The sequence below is a fragment of the Chitinivibrionales bacterium genome, assembly GCA_014728215.1.
Classification (GTDB): domain Bacteria; phylum Fibrobacterota; class Chitinivibrionia; order Chitinivibrionales; family WJKA01; genus WJKA01.
In genome coordinates, this window is record WJLZ01000044.1 from 74,515 (window position 1) to 94,234 (window position 19,720).

Consider the following 19,720-nt stretch of genomic DNA (forward strand, 5'->3'; position numbering starts at 1 on the left):
GTAAAGGATCAAAAATGATTAAAAAATTACTGGATAAGTTTTCTTTAAGCGGGATTGTTTCAAGCGCAACCAATCGGATTGTCGATCAAAAACTGCTGTTTATCATTGTTGTGACCGGTTTGCTGGAAATATTGCTGCTCAGTGGAGTCGATGTGCCGTTACGATTACTTCCCATTGCCTATGCTCTTCCGATTATAGCCCTTATTGCAATTATATTGAAGGCTTCCGACCTCGAAAGAAAAGCATATATCGAAGATCTGGGAATAAATGAATCGGAAACCCATGTCAAAATTGTTCCCATACTGGAAAAAAGCAAAAAAATCAGATTGTTGGGTACAGGATTGTGTATTATTCAGAATCCCAATTTGTTGCAGAAAATAATGAAAAAGACCCGTGAAGAAAATGTGACACTTGAAATATTACTCGCTAATCCCTTTAGTCATGATGTCAAATCCCGTCTTATTGAAGAAGAAATGGGCGAAGAAAAGCCCCATGTAGGGAGACAAGGCATAATAAACATAATTAATATGGTGCTCATGGAGAGAGATGCACAGGGTAACAAGGAAAATGTTACGTTGCGGCTTTTCTCAAATTATCCAACTTTTGCCATAATGGTCCTTGACGATCATTATTATTTTTATCCTTATGCATATAAAAAACTTGGTAATTACAGTCATATTTTCCATTTCGTCGAAGAATCCAGAAATTGCACCCCGCTAATAAAATTTATTGAGAGTCAATACACTCGGATATACAACGATTCTCTCGACCTTGCAGGTGTTGGCTCATTTGACGCCACAATTCATCGTCGACTCCAGAAAAAACAGGCTGCCGACAATGACAAGTGGTATGCCTATGCACTTTACTATATTCCGGATGAGAACTCCAGGATTTATACCTTTGGCAGTACTATCGTGGGATATGATATCAGATCGAAAATCCATACAAATTCTGTTTATAAAAACTATACAGGGGCTGCTAAATATTATGGTTTTCATTTAACAATATGTGATGCCCTTTATTTTAAAAATCAGGCCTGGCTGGATCGAGCAATCAAAGAGACCGAATTTCTTGCCGAGGAATTCATGCCCTTTGATCTTACAAACGTTCGATTACTCGAATCATTTCCAAACCAGACAGCCGTTTCAATCGGGTGTACTGATGAATCGGGGGGGCTTGAAGCATTGCATCATGAACTGGTTTCCAAAGTCTACAGGACAGCCTCGGGGTCAAATTATACGAGGGATAAGGCACTTTTAGACCGCACGGCACCATCAGACAGGACAAACCTTATGCTGACATATTACAATGCCCCCTATATTTTGAAACAATTCAGACCTCATTTTACACTTCTCTCCAATGTGCCGGATGAAAAACAACATGAAATGAAACTGATGCTGGAGAATGATTTCTCAAATGCAAGAGTCGAGCAGCGACTGCATGTTGATAAACTGGCAATTATGACATGCGGCAGACCTGAAATTGCCTCTGATGCTCCACAATGGAAAATCGTTAAAGAAATTCAACTGGGTAAAAGATTGTAACCCTAAACTGTCTCATAAATATATCTATAGGAAACTGTAATTTCGGTTGAGGAGATCGGTTTTTGTTCTATGAAAATTGCCTTTGAAAAGGCGTGATAATCTCCCTCATCGATTTTCGAAAACCACTTCGTTGTCCTATGCCGTGTTTTTCCAGTTTCGAGCTGTCGATATGGGGGTTTTGGGGGCGGGGCGCGCCGGGGGGCGGATCGTTGACCGGTTCCACAGAGTCGGGAGCAGTGCCGATTATGTCGGCGATAATCAGTGCCATGGCGTATTTGGTTAATGCTTCTCCGCCCGACCAGTGACAGATACCGCGCACGGCCGAATTTCCGCTTTTCCTTTGCTCAATCATCTGTCTGATCACGACCGCGATATCGGTGGTGAGCGTAGGATACCGGTTTGCCCAATTGTCGAAGGTCCTCACGTTTTCTTTCATAAGCTGACGGGCAATAATTGTTACCGGGGATTCATCGAGCGATTCTATTGGGCCGTAGAGGATTGGTACCCGGAGAATAAGATAATCTTCGAGAATACTCTGGATACACCGTTCGCCTTCCAGCTTGCTCTTGCCGTAGAGATTGACCGGATTGGGAGTGTCTTCGGGGTGATAGGGTGGAGCGGTGCCGTCAAAAACATAATCGGTGGAGATATACAGAAGCAGGCTTCCGGTTTCTTTGGCAAATTCGGCAATCCACCGGGTGACCTCGACATTGAGCCGAAGAGTCCCTTCGGGGTCCTTTCGGCAGATATCCGGGTGACGTTCCGCTGCGCTGTGGATAATCAGGTCGGGTTTTTCTTCCCCGATGAGCTGCTCAACCGCTTTCCGGTCGCGGAGGTTGAGTTTGACCAGAGGTGCCTGCGCCCGGCTGAATGCCGTCCCGATCACCCTGTCCCCGGAGTGGGTCGTCAGTTCGTTATAGATCGCCCGTCCGAGAAGTCCCGATGCTCCGGTGAGAAGAATTTTCATGATGATTTCCGGTTATGGTAAGAGGTGAGGGATAAAAAAAAGCCCGTGCGGGGTACCACACGGGCTTCGGGAATGTTCATCAGAATGATATTTTTCCCGCCAGATCGATAACATTGGCGGTGTATTCGTTCCCATCAAAGTGGGTTGTTTTGACAAACTGATATTCGGCGGCAAGGGAGAAATGTTTGCCGAGGGGGAAAATCAGATCGCCATAGGCGGTCATGTTTTCATCCACCGCTTCTTCGTTCGGTATTTCGGTGTTGTTCATTTCCATGGCAAAGCCGGCGGCAACATGGAGGTAATCCAGGGGCTTTGACAGGGCATTGAACCAGAATCCCAGAATCTCCTTGTCTTCGGAATCGGTCGGCGTCCCGTCCTTGTTGTAGACAAATTTGTTTCCGGCGGTAGTAAAAATATTGACATCGTTGAGGTTCTGTCCCCAGGCAACTTCGCCTTTGAGCGCAAGGAGCTTGTTGAGGGTGTAGCCGACATCGCCGCTGACACCGTAGGTAGTGATTTCGTCGTTTTCTCCCAGGGTGGTGTAGACACCCGAGATACCGACGGTTGCTTTTTCCATGATTTCCGCACTCAGGCGTCCCTGGATCAGGGGCATCAATGAGAGATTGTCCAGCCCGATCCCGGAAGCTTCCTTGGCCCCTTCACCGATACTGAACTGGATCCCCGGCTTGATCGATTCGAGTTCCATGCCGTAACGGACCTGAAACTGAGGACGGCGGAAACCGTAGTTGCCGTTATACCAGAGATTGGCGTTGGTGTTGTTGGTCGTGGGGTTGAGGGGAGAAAAGAGGTCCCATTGCTGACCGATTCGAACTTCGAATCCCATTCCGGGTTTCACCCAGGCGTAGGCCTGACGGAGCCGGGGGTTGGCGTTGAAATTGGTGTTCGATTTTGCGCTAAAAAAATCGAGTTCCAGCACACCGCCGATCGGTATCTCCTTGACACTGCCCTGTCCCTTCAGACCAAAGCGGGAATGAGAGGCGGTGAATGCCATGGTCGGTTCGTAATTCTCGTTGCCCGTGGCCCTGGAAACCGCGGTCGGCTGCGCCTGTCCCCAGGATTCAACGCCGTCCATGGCCATGTACATGTCGCCTTTGATAAACCCGTAGGGTTTGAACTCGGGTTTGGCGTCTTCGGCGAATAAGGATGAAACAAGTCCTGCAGCAAGAAACAAGGGCAGGTATCTAAGCATAAAAAGGCCTCCTGATAATGAGTGATTTGAGAATACCGTAACAAATTTTGAAAATACATATTAATCGGTCCACATCAAAAGGGGATTGCTTTATAAGTATAATTTTTTTCATTGCTGTCCAAAGCTCCTTCCTTGCTCCATTTCTTAAAATTGCCGGAGATATTTTGCCTAACTTGCTTTTTCTTCATTTATTGACTAAATTATTGATAGTATATGGTAGCGGTGCCTTGAGTGGGGAAGGTGTCTGAAACAATTCAATTATCATTCAATCAGATTGACGAGCGTTGTGGGGAAAATAATCGAACAGGGAGAATCAATGCGACGTCTCCCCGCTGTACTTCTTATTATTTCAGCCTTATATTGCCTTACTGCAGCAAGTGAAAGGGTTGTTTTAGTTCACGATAGTTTGGAGCGGTTTTTTGATATTCATACCCCGCCGTCCTATGATGGTTCCACCGGGGTACCGCTGGTAATCGATATTCATGGATACGGCGGCAGTGCAAATACCCAGCAAAATTATTCGGGCTTTCGGGAAAAAGCCGATGAAGAAGGATTTATCGTTGTATGGCCCGGTGGATATCAGCATTCCTGGAACGGAGGGCTTGCCTGTTGCGGCGCTGCGGTGAGGGATAGTATCGATGATGTCGGTTTTATCAGGAAAATCGTTGAATTCATGAAACTGGGTTATGCAATCGACACCACACGAATTTATGCCACCGGCCACTCAAACGGTTCGGCGATGGCCCAGCGGGTGGCCAATGATGCTTCTGATATTTTTGCCGCTGTGGCCGGATTTGCCCTTATGCTCATCGCGCCGCCAAATCCATCACAAGCTATAGCCGTCATCAATTTTCACGGGTATGATGATTATACTATCGAATATGACGGCGGCGTATTTCAAAACGATGCCTCCTATCCCTCGGCACAGGAAAACTTTCACACCTGGGCGGAAGTAAACAATTGTACGGGAACACCGGTTGAGACAACCCTGGTCGGTTCAAGCAAATGCGAAACCTATATCACCTGTGATGATAATGTCGAGGTTACCCTCTGCAGCATTGAAGCCGGCCATATGATTTATTCCAATTATCATAATATCGATCTTACCACTATGGCCTGGAATTTCATGAAACAGTTCACCCTCAAAGGCCGGGTTACCCACCTGAACACGCCGCATTCACAAGCCGGAAAAAGAAGCCCCCGTTGTTACTGGGACCGGAGAGAAGCGTCCCTTGTTATACGAGGAATACCACCGGGCATACACCTGAAAATTTACGATTGCAAAGGGCGGGAAATTTCTCTTCCGGAACAGGGGAAGCTCACCCGGAAAATAGCCCTTCCCGAAATCGCCCCCGGCACCTATCTTGTCAAAACCGGCATGGGAAACCTCATCAATAAATTCCTGAAACAATAATCTCGCTCTCTCATTTCGTGGTCAGGCTCTGTCTCAAATCGAAATCATCCTTCCCCCTCTTTCCTCGGTTCCTTAAAGGCAAAGATTGCCACCAGAGTACCTGCAAGAGCGATAATTCCAACAATCGAAAAGAGCCAGGTAAATCCCCTCGTGTCGGCAACATAGCCGATGGCAAGCATGAGAAGCGCTGCAGGGGTGGAGAGGGCCTGGCTGAGGGCGATATAGGTCGGTTGCTCGTGAGTCTGGCAGAATTCGACAACAATATTCATTGCCGAAATTAACATGACAATCTGGGTAATCGGTCTGAGAACAAAAACCAGATAATAAAATTTAAGTGGAGGATTCCATATTGACAGTGCGCAGGCAATGCATATGGACAAACATCCAATAACGAGGTTGATCTTATGACCGAATTTATCACCCAGGTGGCCAAGGAAATAGCTGGCGACGATTGCGGTAATAACGCCGATCAGGGTGAATATGCCGGCATAGGATTCGTCGAGATTAAACTGTTCTATAGCAAAGACCGAATAAAAACCGCCGACTCCGATCCCGATTGTCAAAAGTATTCTGACAACAACAAAGTAGAGAAAATTGGGGTTGGCTTTTATGATGCCCGGAAGGACCGCGAAATATTGTTTTAAGGTTTTGTGTTCCTGCTTTTTGGGATAGACCGGCTCTTTGAGCATGCCGATGAAGAAGACAGCAAGCATCATAAAGAAAAAGCCAAGGCCGAATAAGAGGCTGTAATTATAGGGGAACGTTACTTTTTTCAGGATCTGGGTGACCGATGCTCCGCCGAGGATTCCCAGGCTGAATCCGCCAATCGCACGGCCTGAAGCCATTCTTCCTCGTACTTCCTGAGGAATCATGGTCACAACCATATCAAACCAGGGAGTATACACCAGCCCGGCGGCGATCGAAAAAATCAAAAAGCATATGACCGTGAATGAAACAAGCAGGGAAGGGTACATGGTGCCGAAGAGGGCGCAGAGGACCGCCAGCAATAACCAGGGGGCACGCATGATCGTGCCTAAAATCAGGACCAGCTTTTTCTTTCGTTCCATTCGTTCGGTATAGTTTGCAATCGCCAGGGGAAGGATATTGGTGCTGAGAATGAATGCTGCCGGAAGGAACCCGACTAAAAAGTTACTTCCACCCAAACGCTTGATGAATACCGGTAATACCGTGTCGAAGGCAATAAAAATCATTCCACATAAAAATGTGGAACCGTCGAGAATATTAAAAGTAAGATTCCATTTAAGATGCTTTTTAACAAAATTATTATACTGCTCAATTGACATGAGTTAACAATACACCTGTTCTTTAAAAGGAAAAAATATTCCCCGGCGCCGTGCCCTTAACATCATCGGCTGAGGGTTTGTAGTACGTGACTCAAGGTGCGAATAAATGGGATTTTGTAAACCAACCCGAACAAATACCCCTAATAAATATAATTTATCCGGCCTTTTCAGGGAAGAATTACAGGCATAAATCGTTCAGGTAATATGCCCTTTTCACCAGCAGGTTTCTGCTTGAGAATGAATACGTTTCAGTATTATCGCAACGTTATGATCCGCTTTTGAAGGCGGTCCGAACGGTTTTCCATCCTGTAGATATAACATCCCGAAACCGGGGACATCAGGGGGTTGAGTTCCCGGCGGGTGATATTTTTCCACTGACCAATTTTTCTTCCCCGGATATCGTATACCGCAATAATATGAGAATCAGCACCCTTTACGTTTCCCTTGGTGATATCAAAACCATGGCCTGCACCGGGTGAAGAGATGATTTTTCTTTTTGTATCGGTGAGTCCCCAGTACGAAGGATCGTGGACATAGGCATACTGCTCGGTGGGACCGGCACGCTCCAGGGCGGGTTGTAAAATCGAATCCGGGGGCAGTTCACCCCGGGGATACATGTGATTGTTGCGCACCGTATTGTCGGATTCCCAGCTTCTGTACCACTGAAGGTTGGTGCCTGAAACATTATACACCACACAATCTTCGATAAGAAAATTCATACAACCTTCATCCATGGAAAACCCGTTATTGTCTTCACCCTCTGCCTGGGGGTGTCGCGGAATATCATGGATCACATTGCCCCGCAAGACCGACCCGGGCTGAGTGCCGAGGGCGTAAATCCCGGCGCCGTCACCAAGGTACTCCATGCAGTGATGAATATGATTGTACTCCACAAAGCAGCTCTCCATGCTGGTGGGATCGGCATTCCATTTGAATCCGATCGATACCCCGGTATAGGGAAAATGGGCGATGGTATTATTGGAGATGACCGTGTTTTTTGTAAAGGCGGTCCAGACTGCGCAGGAACCGTAATAGATGACATTGCCGTGGTGAATATTGCAATTGGTGACTTCGTTGCCCACCGGCGCCATTGATGGATCGGGCCAGTCTCTTGATTTGCTGTAGAGCGCGCCGTTGTCGTAGAGGTGACCGCGGTAGCCGATCATCACGGCCTGAGCACCCACATCGGTAATCTCACAGCCGGTGACTTTATTATAGTGTGACGCCACACCAATGCCGACGGCGTTCTGGGCCATGTGGGCAATGCGACAGCCCTTGATTTCGCACTTTTCGGCATAGTTCAAATCGATCGCCACGGGGATAATAAAGGTGACCCCGCCCCCTTCCCAGACATAGTGTGCTGCCTGAAGACATCGGAATCCTTCCTCTTCCAGAATCCATTGGGTGTGTTCAAGCCGCATGTTTTTGAAATGAAGGTTTTTTACAGGATTACCGGATTCACCGTGGGCCTTGATAAGGGTGTTGAGCTTTGGTGCAATAAACTTCCGGGTATTTGGATCTTCTCCCGGAGGAGCAAGATAGGTAAGTCGCCCGGTAGAAGCATCGCAATGCCACTCGCCCGGCTGATCGATAAAAGGGATTGCATGCTCCAGAAACAAACGGGTCTGGGCCGTGGTTTGATAGGCAATATGCCAGCCGGGGCTGCCCAGAGAATTAACCGTCGAAATATGATTGTTGCTCGATGATTCGATATAGACACGGCTTGTGTTCCATATATGCAAAGCGCATATTTCAGCTTTATACTGCCCCAGGTCTTCGGTAGAGGGGACCAGCGGAAGATCGATTTCGTCAAGATCGTAATTGACATCATCCCTGCTGTTGAGTTTCATCAAGCTGTCCCCGTTGGGAAACCGGCTCCGGGGCATCCGATGATTATCCTTGAACAATTGGCCGAACCACCATGACCCCTGGGCAACCTCGGGAATATCCATATACCACAGATCGCCGCTCAGGTTCTGCCATCCGGTCAAAATTTCTCCGCCCGAGAGAAGCACATTCTCGTTTTCATAGGCAGACCAGGTTACCACCCGGGTGTCATCGCCGCCGTCCTGAGGACCGAAGGTCAGCGTGGAATCAAGATAATATTCACCCTCCCGCAAGTAAACAGTGATGTTGCCCGTCATGGAGGCAGCTCTGGCCTCACGGACAGCCCGCTGAGCGCGTTCCGGCGTCAAAAAAGGATGATCGATCGTTCCCGGCGAAGAATCATCACCGGAAGGAGAAACATAAAAGGATGTATCACCCGCATACAGTGCAGAAAACGAAATAAAAAGAATGAGCACGCTGAAAATGAATCTAATCTTTAATTGCATATCACCTTCCATCAGGTTATAATTGATTATTCTGCCTATCATTAAATATAGTTAACCGTTGTTCAGTATAGAACAAAAGTAGTTGGAGCACTGATTTAAATTGTATTTCATAATTATAAGAGCTTATATCCCGACAAGCAACCGAGAAAAGTTTAAATAATTTAAGCTGAAATTGGAACTTGGCCTTAAACCAATAGAATAAACAAAATTACAACTATTTAAACAGCTAATGAGGAACAGGCATGATTATCTTAAGAAAGTCATGTGTCGCAATAAGCTTCATACTGATGCCCGCCTTTGTATTAACTGTCGTTAATGCAGATACCCTGCCCACCCTTGCGGTGCTCTATTTTGAAAACAACAGTCTCATGGCCGCGGATTCTTACAAAGGATTGGAAAAGGGACTGTGTGAAATCATGATCACCCAGCTTTCAAAAATCGGCGGCATCGAGGTTGTTGAGCGGGAGAGACTCGAGCAGGTGTTCGAGGAGATCGCCTTGGGCCAGTCCGGGGCAATCGATGAATCGAGTGCGCCGAAGGTGGGGAAGATTCTGGGGGCCCAAATGCTCGTTCTCGGAAGTTTCATGAAAGACAGGGGTAATAAGATCCGGATCGATACCCGCCTGGTACGGGTGGAAACCGGGGAAATACTTACCGCCGAGGAAGCCACCGGGACAGCGGATAACATTTTCAGTCTTACCAAGAAACTTACCTTCAAAATTGCCCATCTTCTTGATATCGATATTTCATCGGAGGAGAAAAAGAAGCTGAAAAAAAGGCGAAAAGTTTCCTTTGAATCCCTTGTCGCGTATTCCCAGGCTCTGGATGCCTTTGACAGGGGAGACATGAATACCGCCAATCAGCAGGTGAGCAAGGCCCTTGATAACGAAAAAGATTTCCACAAGGCCCAAGAACTCAAACAACAGATCGAGGATAATCAATGAGATCGATTTACTGTATCCTTTGTAGTATGCTCTTTGTTACCCTTCTGTCCGCCACCGGGGTCCCGGACAGTATCTCTGAGCTTCCACCCGACCTCGATTCCCTTATCGGTTGTGCCGATTCGTTGCGCGAGGGCGGTGAACCGGACCGGGCGGTGAAGGTGTATACCACCGTTCTTGAACATGATGAAACGAATGACGATGCCTGGACCGGACTGGGGAAAGCCCGGTACGACCTCAAGGAATTCGATTCTTCGGCTGCCGCCTTTGAGCGTGCCCGTTCTCATGGTGGGGCCCAGGATTGTAAATCGGTCTACTGTTTCGGAACAGCGCTGGGGCTTCTTTCCCGGTACGAGGCTGCCGTTGAAGAACTAGGTAAGCACCGGGACTGCAGCGGCAATGCATCGATGAAACAGCGTTTAAGGGCTCGGAAACTCTTTTATGAACGAAAAATCCTTCACCGGGCGATCAGCGAAGCATCGGCGGCCGAATCGACCTTTACCACCGAGGGCTGCAGCGACAGTATTGTAGCTGTTGTCAATTTTCAGAATAATTCGGGCAATCCCGGCTGGGATCCCCTTGAAAAGGGAATGGCCGACCTGGTGATTACCGATCTTTCGCAGGTCGAGGCATTCGATATCGTGGAGCGGACCCGCATGCAGATGCTGATCGACGAGCTGGCGCTTGATATGACCGGGGTTACCGAAAACAGCGAACGGGCCCGTGTCGGCCGTCTGGTGCGGGCATCCAGACTGGTGGGCGGGGTCTTTGATATCAAAGATTCAACGCAAATCCGCATTCGAGGCGGCTTTTTCGATGTTGCCGCCGGAAAGGTGGCAAAAACAGTCACGGTGACCGGTGGCCTCGACGAACTCTTTGCATTAGAGAAAAAGTTCGTTGTTGCCCTCTGCGATGCTTCGGGGATTATTCTCACCGAAAAGGAACGGGCGGCGATTCAAACGATACCCACCGAAAATCTCACTGCCTATATGGCCTATTGCCGCGGTATCGATGCCTGGGACCGGGGAGACTATGGCGTTGCGGCAACCCATTTCACCGACGCCGCGGAGAGTGACCCCGGTTTCGGAAAGTCAAAGGAGATGGCCGAATTGTCCGGGGCCATGGAAGAGATCGATGCACTCGATAAGGAATACCGAAAAGAGCCGCCGGGACCAGGTGAAGAGGACAATGAAAAGGAGGGTGCCGAAAATGAAACAGAGGATACCGGGGACATTACCGCTGAGGAAAATGTTGATGATAAAGCAGTTGATGAAACACCGGTTGTCTATGACGGCAGCGGTCCATCGACAATAATGGAAAAGGAGACTGCCCGTGAGGAACCGCCGGCTGCTCAGCCGCAGCAGAGCAGTGGCTTTACATTCCGTATCAGCGCGGGCACCGATGTCGCCCACCGGTCCGGTTCCCTGGCAGGCGCCGCCTTTATGCCCGAAAAACCCCTGACACAATCATCACCGGACCAGGATAATCAGGCTTCCCTGAGCGAATCCGGAACTGTTTCTCTGGAAATAACAAATATCCAGCGGCCGGATTATGCCGATTACAAGAATACCGGTATCGGAACAACAAAGCAGGTGCCGATCACGGTACAAATTCCCGATTGAGTATGCTTAAATGAATTATAACTAAAAGAGCGAGATCATGAATACACTATCCCGATTTTACTGTATTGTCGCGGCGGCACTCATCTGTTTCCGGAGTGTCGAAGCTCAAAGTGAGCGGACTTCCTTTATCACCGGTTCGAATCTTTATACAGGAGTACACTGCGAATACTGGAATTACCAAAAGAGCCGAACGCTCGAGACCGTGGTGCCGCTCTATTACTCTATGGATCTGGCCGCGATCACCGAGGGGCTGGCACTGGACCTGGTGACCTCGCCGACCTTTGCGCTCTATTCGGATGCCGTCACCACCGATCCCTTTTTTGGTGTTGCCAATACCAAGCTGCGGGCATCCTATAATTACGAAAAGCTGGTACTCGTTACCGCCGGTATCCAGATTCCCATCGGCACCAACAAGCTTTCCGCGCAGGAAAGCCAGGTCGCGGGAGCGGTATCGACCCGTCAGATGGCCTTTAAAGTCGCCCGGATCGGTTCGGGGCTGGATATGGACCTCACCGCGGCATCGTCACTTGAAATTATGGATAATCTGTGTGTTGGTGCTGCTGCCGGCTTTTTGCTCCATAACCCCTATGTTCCTCATGAAAGCGGGGCAAAATTCAATCCCGGTGATGAAATCTCTTTTACCCTGGGCGCGGATTACACCCTCTTTACCGAACAGATCAAGGCCCGCCTGATGGGGGACCTCTTATTCACACTCTACACGCCCGACCGGGAAGCCGGGGAAAAAGTCTTTCATGCCGGTCCCCGCCTGACCGTCACTATCATGCCGTCGGTTACTTTTGCAAACGGAAACGTCAATGCCCTGGCGGCTTCCTTTATGCTGCGGTCCGGTGATGAACACCTGAGTCCCGCCGGTGGTGTGGAACGGGATGCGGGCGACGATATTGTTATTGCAAACCGATATTATTTTGCTTCACCCGATATACAACCCCACGCTCTGGCAAAGATGAGTATTTTCAGTCCCGATGCCTCGTTGTCAACCCATGCCTTTGTTGTCGGATTCGGCGGTGGGTTCGCTCCCCGTATCAACCGGCAGTGGAAACTCAGGTCCGAGGCGGCAATCGAAATCGGAGCAATGAATAAAAATTTTCTCTGGGGTATCGAAATAGGAGGAGGGCTGCAGTTTGCCTTTTAAATATCTGATAAGTACCTGTGGAGTCATACTGTTGTCGCTATCGTTATCCTGTACCAATCCAAACAGCGTCGAAGGTGAGATGGTCAGCATTGCACCCCCTTCGGCAATGACCTGGTTTACGCCAACCGGCGAGAATTTTGCAGCCATAAATCTGGCAGTCAAAAATCGCGACCGCGATACACGTGCCGGCGCTTTGGCCAAACGCGGCGCTACAACCGCGATTCCCGTAACGGCGGTGAAAGTGCTTTCCTATCAGTATAGTGAAGAACATCATCACAGCGGAACGGGTGATGATTATTTTAACTACTATGGATATTTCTGGACAAAAAGGGATAGCGCTTACTGGCGGTGGGATAACCAGGTAGATTATTACCGGGGATCACCCGACGATGAGTTGTTGCAGGCAAGTACTCTCGAGCATTCGGTCGAATATGCCACCGGTCAGATCATGGTCAAAAAGGGACAAAATGAGATCTATATCGGATTTATCACCGGGAAAGACAGCGAAGGGTACGACTCGGTCGGTCGGGAAGGCTGGGCTACCTATTATTATGATTATGAAAATTATGACGGCTCAATTCGGAATGGCTGGGAATATTATGATATGACACTCCTGCAGTACATTTCAGTTGACGATACCGACACTCTCTTTTTCGGCACCCAGCCATGAGGGAGGGGTGTTTGGAACGAGCGTACGATCATACGAGCGTACCGGTGGTCCTGTTACGATGAGCCATAATGTAAAGCTGGCGATCCGATATAGGTGATTAGAGGCTACCAACTGCGAACCTATTCTCTCCCTATGCGCTCCGGCGCATAGTTTAAAATCAAGCATTTTCCTTAGAAGGGATGTAAAGGGATGGAATCCCTTTTCATATAATCCGGCCTTTCGAGTTTGGTGTTTATAATTTAATGTCGGGCTGGAAACCCTTTTCATATAATCCGGCCTTTCAAGTTTCGTATTAATAATTTAGTACCGGGCAGAGATCCCTTTTCAAAAGGAACTTACTTCAAATTATGCCGGCAGGAAACATGAAAATCGGAAAATTGGCGATGAGGGGTGGAGATGCGTTTTTTCTGATCCGATCCGAAATGGGAAGTTTATAAATATTAATTAAAATTGACTTAAAATCAATTTTTGAGATATATTACTAAACAGATGTTCCTGGCAGACAGGGAGCATTATGCATGGGTAAAGGGTTTTCAGGGCGAAAGAGGACTGTTTTGTACTGTAAGGCCGAATCCTGAAAAGGAAGTAAGAGGAGAGGAGTTGAAAGATATGTTGTTGATTACAGTAATTTTTATCGGTGCGCTCATTGCAGGGTGTGGGGGAAGGCACGGGGTGTCATCTGATTCCGAAGATCCGGCAAAGCGTTTCATTCCTTCTTCCGGAAAATCACTTGTTGTTCTCGTAAGACCGGGTACGTATTTCAGCGAAAAGATCCGGTCGGTCAAGGTGAATGATGAAAAAATGCCGATCAGGAAAGTCGATACACTGATGGTTATTCCGGTTGTGCCGGGGGAATGCACTATTATACCATCAAAAACACGGGGAAAGCCAGAAACGCTCAAGATAACAGAAGGTGAAATTCACTTTCTTGCCGATCGAAAAGATGCGTTGTCGATGAGAGATTTGGGAAATGTGAGTTATGATCGCGGCAATACAGACAGCGCGCTGGTTTATTATCGCCGGGCAATGGAACTCGATCCGGCACTTCGTGGGCACGAAGTACGGTATGCGGAAGTGGTGCTGGACCGCGGCGATGAAGAGGAGATCATGGCCGCATTAAAAGCTGCAATTAAAACCGGTAATGCTTCGCCGAAAATATATGCCGCTCTGGGTGAAAAATATATCAGTGAAAAGAAATATGATGAAGCGGTTCCTGTTCTTGAAAAAGCGCTTCGAATCGATGCATCACATGTGGGGGTTCTTACTGCGCTTGCCACTGCCGAAGCGTATCGGGGGAACAACGACAGGGCGCTGACATTAAGCGAGAAAGCCGTTTCGGTTGAGCCGAAAACAGTCATGGCCTATCGTCTGATCGGTGATGTTAACAAAGTGAAAAAACTGAATGAACGGTCGATTAACGCTTATAGGATGTTTCTTGATAATGGCGGAAAAAGTAATGCATTGTCCCAAAAAGTTGGCACACATCTTTACAATAATAAGGAATACGAGGATGCGGCCCGGTATCTGGCCATGACCAAGGGCAAGCGGGGCCATCAATTCAAACATCAGCTCAGACTGGCGCAATCGGAATTTCATTCCGGGAAATACGATGATGCTATCCCGCGCTATAAGAAGCTCATTGCCCGCGGGCCTAAACGATCGATCCGTATTGATGTCATGAAAAAACTCGCGCTTGCATATACCGAAACCGGTGAACCCAAAAAGGCGATTTACTGGATTAAACAATGTGCAAAGATAACCAGAGAAAAGGACTCTGAAACAGCCTATTTACTGGGTTTCCATAACGAGAAACTGAATTCCGCGAATGCCAAAGCGATCTATGAATCCAATATCCGGGAGTTTCCGGATGATTACCGGAATTTTCTTCGCCTGGGCATGATGCTGGCCAGGGACAAAAAGACTGCGGCTCGTTCGGTTAAGATGCTGCAGCGTGCCATGAATCTCGCCGGTTCGATTCCCTCTGCCTGGCTCGAGATTGCGCGGGTGTATGGCCTTATGGGTGAAAAAGACAAAGAGTTGTCTGCGTATCGCACCTATGTCAAATCGGCCCCCCAAAGTGTTGAAGCCAACCTGCGCATCGGAATGCTCCTGATGCAACAGGGGAAATCCTCTGAAGGTATTTCTTATATCGAAACCGCGCATAAGATTTCTCCGGATAATGTCCGAACTCAGGTTGCGCTGGCGGAAGCATATAATCGCATGAAACGCACCGGGGAAGCGATGGACTTACTGATAAAAGCCCGGAGTCAACGGCCCAATGAGGTATCAATTCGACGGAAAATTTATGAAGCATACAGGAGGCTCGGTAAAAACGACAAGGCTATCGAAGAGCTGAAAGCGCTTCTGGAACTTCAACCGGATCCCGGCCTGCTGTTTACCTATGCACGCCTTACGTTTAAGCAAAAACAGTATGCCGAAACGGAAAATGCCATACAGAACCTACTGGCTACCGATCCCGAAAATATTGAAGCCCTTCTCCTGCTGGGGAAAGTGTTACGTATCAATAAAGAGTATGAGCGCGCAGTGGATGCCTATAAAGAGATAGATTATATCAGTCCCCGGTATCCGGCGGCACTTTTCGAACGGGCAGAAACGCATCTGGAGCAGGGTAAGCCTCATTGGGCAAAAGAATTTTTCGAACGGGCATTGAAATCCGACCCGCGCTTTGCCCATGCTCATCTGGGTCTTGCTAAAGTGGCACGCCTGAGAAAGAATCGAACCTCCTATGAAAAACATATTTTGCAGGCCTATAAAATCGACCCGAAAGATTCCGAAGTCCTGGCCGCGTATAATAGTATAAGAAAATAGGCGCTTGAAATTCCCATTCGATATCGAACCAATGCGGTTCGAGGCCAATTTTATGCTCCGTCTCAGGAATTTGACCGGTGCGTTCTTGTCGTATTTATTCCCGGTTTTTATATCATCATGCGAACCCAGCATCATCAGCGGCTTGCCGTCATTTGTCCAGCTTACTACCTTGCCGCGGTCATGAACCCAGACCCAACGACCATCTTTGTGTTTCATGCGGCTTTCATAATCATAGTAGGGAAGTCCGCCGGAAAAATGTCGGTCTAAAAGTCTGTTTGATTCTATCAAATCATCGGGATGAGCAAGCCTTTCCCATGTTTTGATGCTCACAGGGGACAGTTCATCAAGCGAGTATCCGACAATTCGTGCCCAGGTTTCGTTGAATACTGTTTCGCCTGTTTGGACATTCCATTCCCACGTGCCCATACGGCTGCACTCAAGGATGGTTTGCGCCTTTGATTCTTTAGTGTTCTTCTACATTTAGACATTTCCCTTTCATATGCTCACGATAGGCAGATTTCGTGCACCGGTTCTTATGCATTGCCGCGAAAATTTCGGCTAACGGTTAGCAAAACAGCCGAAGTATCTGGAAGGCATTCGCCGGAGGCCGGAGCGAAGTGGAGCACCATTTGTGTGCAGTAAGCACCCTTTTATTTTATTCATACAATTCATCACTAAAAAATCTAAAATCGATAAGGTCATACTACAACACCATGATATCCACCTAATTGGAATTGAAATACCTGAAATGACCAGTTATTCTAAATTTCATAAGTATATCCTCTAATCTCGTTCCTTGCCCAATATTATGGTAAATACAATAGCGTTGTGAACCTTCAACCACTTTGTCCGAGACGATGCCGATATGGTCAAGGTTATTAGGTAATTTCCAAATGACAATATCCCCGGGTTCGTAGTCTTTTTCGGTTTTTGAAGTTCGAATCTCCTTACCCATTCTTCTCATATAATTCGAAATATTTGGTACTCTTCTATGGTCAATATTAGGATCCGGCTTCTTTAAATCCCAATTATCGGGATATTGTGCGAAGTTGGCCTTCATATCCCTGTGAATTAGTTCCTGCAAATCAATTCCTCCTGCTCTGAAAGCTCTGACAACGACATCCGTGCATACACCCCAATCCATCGGAACGTCCCCCATAGGGTAATCAAGTCTTACGTATGAAGGATCATAGTATTTGGTTATCCTAGATTGATCTCTGCAATTATCCAAGATTATCTGTATTGAATCCATTTCTTGAGAAGATGCTTGAGCCCAAAGCACAACCAAACAAGAGATGAATATCCTACATTTTTGTTTCAGAATTCACAAACACCTGTTTACGTTTTACACTTCTTTATCTTACACCATAGGACATGGCGCTCTTGAATGGGTACTGCTCTTTTCTCCGGGTAAGGTTTTGCCGTCAGCGTTTTGCAAAACAACCGATGCGCCGAAGGCATTTTGGCCTTTTACTGTTGTTTATTGACTACTTGGCTACGTACTCCACAGGTTCAGGTATTGGCATTGTTGTGTTTCGCGAATAGATAGCCTTGAACATTCTATCCTGTGCTGCTACTTCAACAGTAATCAGATACCCTATCAAGGGCAAAAGCGCTATGTTGATCCTCTCATGGTAACGAAGACTCTCGAAGTTGTCCAGATTCTTTCTCAGAATCTTGATATTCGGGTGCCCCTCCTGTTTGGCGAATGTCTTGTATTTCCTGTTCTGGTTCTTGTCGCTGCCAATTGTCTTCGCAATTTCTCTGCAGATTCTAAGATACGCGTCTCCATATTGATGTGAGAAGGTGATGGGATATTTGAATTCCTCTACAATGCGAAATGCGTTGACCAATACAGCGTCCTTCCTGCCGGTAACGAAATTACCGGTCAAATACAGCCCTTCAGATTTTAGGTAGTCGCTGTTGGCGGCAGACAAGACGTCGAGGATGGCTTTCCAGTTCTTGCGTGTATCTACTAAAAGCGTTGAAAGGGTGTCGAGGGCACCTTCAATAGATTGCATACCTTTAGGAAGGTCTTTAATGGACGTCTTCAGAACCGGTTGAATTCGCGGAAGGTTCTGACGCTGGTATGTTGCGGCGACAAGCCAATTGACATAGTATGCTTCAAAAAAATACTGGGTAACGTATTCCGTTGGAACCACTTTGCAGAATTCTTCAACAACACCAAGGTAGTCGCGAAAAAATTGTTCTGAATTGCTGACCGTTGCCTGACGGTATTTCTTAAGTTCGTGGAAAACGTACCAGTTGAAATCGTATAGATGCTCCAATTCTGGCCGTTCGGCACTTGCGCTTTTTCCTCCATATCTGGACCGAATGGCATCCCAATATTCTCCCTCATTGGTCATAATGTACTGCTGATTCTTGGCCGCGACATCTCGGATGAAGTGTCTGGTTATCAGAAGAACTTCCTTGGTCGGGTATGGTTCCTTCATTTCCTTCTTCCACCTTCGTAGTGCAGCAGTCTTTCTCGACTGATGGAAGCTAGAAGAGAATACATAAGAAGCACAGCAAAACCAGAGAAGTAATACCAACGTGGTTCTGAATGAAACTGCTTTTTGTGTCTTAGTGCTTACCATTTGAATTCTTTTAAGTCATTGAGCCTGAAATGCCAAGTATTTTGCAAACAAAGGTTTGCCGGTTGTTTGACTGTACTCAGCCCGGCATTTTCTTCAGACCGCGCGATTTCGGTTTCCTATTTCCTTACGATTGGAATTGAGGTTATCAATTTCGATTTAGGTTCCATAAATAATCTGGCAATATAATAGCCATTGGAAAGATCCATCGGTATTTCTATATGCCCAAAGCCTTCTACGATGCGCGTAAGGAAAGCCTTTCCGTCAAGCGTAAATAACGATACCTTTGCAGTTGATTCATTGTTTATGGAATAGGTGATTCTATTATGGACAAAGCGCAACTGTTGTGCTCTCAACATTCTTTTTTTCGTCCATTGAAGAGAGCTTGTTTCCTGTATTGTTGCAATTGTTCCTTTACTTCCAACTGCGATAAATTTCCCATTTCCGGCTGTCACACCGAGCAAAGGCATCGTGGCAACTGTTGCTTCATTCTTCCATGATATACAGTCATCGGATATTGATGCTAATCCTCCATTCTTTGTGCTTCCTACTGCAACAATTTGCTTCTGACCGCAGCCTATACCCCAGAACGCCTTTGTACTATCTGAGTTTCTAGTTTTCCAGCTTTTGCCATCAGTAGATGTTAGGATAGTTCCTCTAACCCCAGAAGCCACAAATTGACCATTGGCATACGTTAAGGATGTAAGCCATAGAGTAATACCCGATATCTCCTGGGTCCATGTAAAACCATCTGTTGAAGAATAGATCAGCCCAGATGTTCCAACCGCGATGAATTTTCCATTGCCAAATTCTACACACCAGAAGTTCTGCTTGGAATCAACAGGTATAGTCTGTCTCATCCAGGTCATGCCTGTATCAGCAGAAACCATAATTGTTGCCCCAGAGCCGACTGCAACGACCTTGCCGTTTCCGGAAGCCACAGATGTTAACCAATTTGTAATGCCAGAATTGCTCTTGATCCATATCAAACCATATTGGTGTATCAGACAATAAAAGAGCCACTGGACATTCACCTTTCGCTTAGTCCGCAATGTAAAACGATGCATGCCTTTGGCCCACCGGATATTGCCGAAAACAGGTTCTACAACAGACATCCGCTTACTATATATCTTGCGGCC

General features: G+C 47.2%; 14 protein-coding genes and 1 pseudogene. 7 read left to right on the forward strand and 8 right to left on the reverse strand.

Going from position 1 to position 19,720, the window contains the following annotated elements:
• The first annotated feature begins 14 nt into the window (after window positions 1-14).
• On the forward strand, window positions 15-1,544 hold the full coding sequence (locus GF401_03185) for a DUF1045 domain-containing protein (protein MBD3344047.1): 1,530 nt from the start codon (window positions 15-17) through the stop codon (window positions 1,542-1,544).
• Window positions 1,545-1,611: 67 nt separating this feature from the next.
• Here the strand turns inward: GF401_03185 and GF401_03190 are convergent, their stop codons facing one another.
• On the reverse strand, window positions 1,612-2,511 hold the full coding sequence (locus GF401_03190; GenBank protein MBD3344048.1) for a sugar nucleotide-binding protein: 900 nt from the start codon (window positions 2,509-2,511) through the stop codon (window positions 1,612-1,614).
• A gap of 79 nt (window positions 2,512-2,590) precedes the next feature.
• Entirely contained in the window at window positions 2,591-3,721 is a 1,131-nt protein-coding gene (locus GF401_03195) for a hypothetical protein (GenBank protein ID MBD3344049.1), read from the reverse strand.
• 316 nt (window positions 3,722-4,037) lie between these two features.
• On the opposite strand from GF401_03195, the gene GF401_03200 reads away from it, so the two are divergent.
• The gene (locus tag GF401_03200) at window positions 4,038-5,135 is read left to right on the forward strand and encodes a hypothetical protein (protein ID MBD3344050.1); all 1,098 of its coding nucleotides are present in this window, start codon (window positions 4,038-4,040) and stop codon (window positions 5,133-5,135) included.
• A gap of 44 nt (window positions 5,136-5,179) precedes the next feature.
• On the opposite strand, the gene GF401_03205 is transcribed toward GF401_03200, so the two are convergent.
• The gene (locus GF401_03205) at window positions 5,180-6,439 is read right to left on the reverse strand and encodes an MFS transporter (protein MBD3344051.1); all 1,260 of its coding nucleotides are present in this window, start codon (window positions 6,437-6,439) and stop codon (window positions 5,180-5,182) included.
• 254 nt (window positions 6,440-6,693) lie between these two features.
• On the reverse strand, window positions 6,694-8,814 hold the full coding sequence (locus tag GF401_03210; protein ID MBD3344052.1) for a hypothetical protein: 2,121 nt from the start codon (window positions 8,812-8,814) through the stop codon (window positions 6,694-6,696).
• A 200-nt stretch (window positions 8,815-9,014) separates the two neighbouring features.
• On the opposite strand from GF401_03210, the gene GF401_03215 reads away from it, so the two are divergent.
• The 5 genes from GF401_03215 (at window position 9,015) to GF401_03235 (ending at window position 15,987) form a co-directional block, all read left to right on the forward strand.
• Window positions 9,015-9,716, forward strand: coding sequence for a hypothetical protein (locus GF401_03215; protein ID MBD3344053.1), 702 nt, complete (start codon window positions 9,015-9,017; stop codon window positions 9,714-9,716).
• The gene (locus GF401_03220; GenBank protein ID MBD3344054.1) at window positions 9,713-11,335 is read left to right on the forward strand and encodes a tetratricopeptide repeat protein; all 1,623 of its coding nucleotides are present in this window, start codon (window positions 9,713-9,715) and stop codon (window positions 11,333-11,335) included. The genes GF401_03215 and GF401_03220 overlap by 4 nt, the downstream gene beginning before the upstream one ends.
• 37 nt (window positions 11,336-11,372) lie before the next feature.
• Window positions 11,373-12,488 (forward strand): hypothetical protein, encoded by a 1,116-nt coding sequence (locus tag GF401_03225; protein ID MBD3344055.1) that lies wholly within the window; start codon window positions 11,373-11,375, stop codon window positions 12,486-12,488.
• 31 nt (window positions 12,489-12,519) lie between these two features.
• Window positions 12,520-13,158 (forward strand): hypothetical protein, encoded by a 639-nt coding sequence (locus GF401_03230; GenBank protein ID MBD3344056.1) that lies wholly within the window; start codon window positions 12,520-12,522, stop codon window positions 13,156-13,158.
• A 468-nt stretch (window positions 13,159-13,626) separates the two neighbouring features.
• Window positions 13,627-15,987, forward strand: coding sequence for a tetratricopeptide repeat protein (locus GF401_03235; GenBank protein MBD3344057.1), 2,361 nt, complete (start codon window positions 13,627-13,629; stop codon window positions 15,985-15,987).
• A 108-nt stretch (window positions 15,988-16,095) separates the two neighbouring features.
• Here GF401_03235 and GF401_03240 read toward each other — a convergent pair.
• From GF401_03240 to GF401_03255, 4 genes and pseudogenes are all read right to left on the reverse strand, one after another.
• Window positions 16,096-16,413: pseudogene (locus GF401_03240) on the reverse strand (PAS domain-containing protein).
• A gap of 298 nt (window positions 16,414-16,711) precedes the next feature.
• Complete coding sequence (locus tag GF401_03245) at window positions 16,712-17,308, reverse strand: DUF1287 domain-containing protein (protein MBD3344058.1); 597 nt, start codon at window positions 17,306-17,308, stop codon at window positions 16,712-16,714.
• A 166-nt stretch (window positions 17,309-17,474) separates the two neighbouring features.
• On the reverse strand, window positions 17,475-18,440 hold the full coding sequence (locus GF401_03250; protein MBD3344059.1) for a hypothetical protein: 966 nt from the start codon (window positions 18,438-18,440) through the stop codon (window positions 17,475-17,477).
• Window positions 18,441-18,700: 260 nt separating this feature from the next.
• A partial coding sequence (locus GF401_03255) for a hypothetical protein (protein ID MBD3344060.1) occupies window positions 18,701-19,720 on the reverse strand: 1,020 nt, incomplete at its 5' end.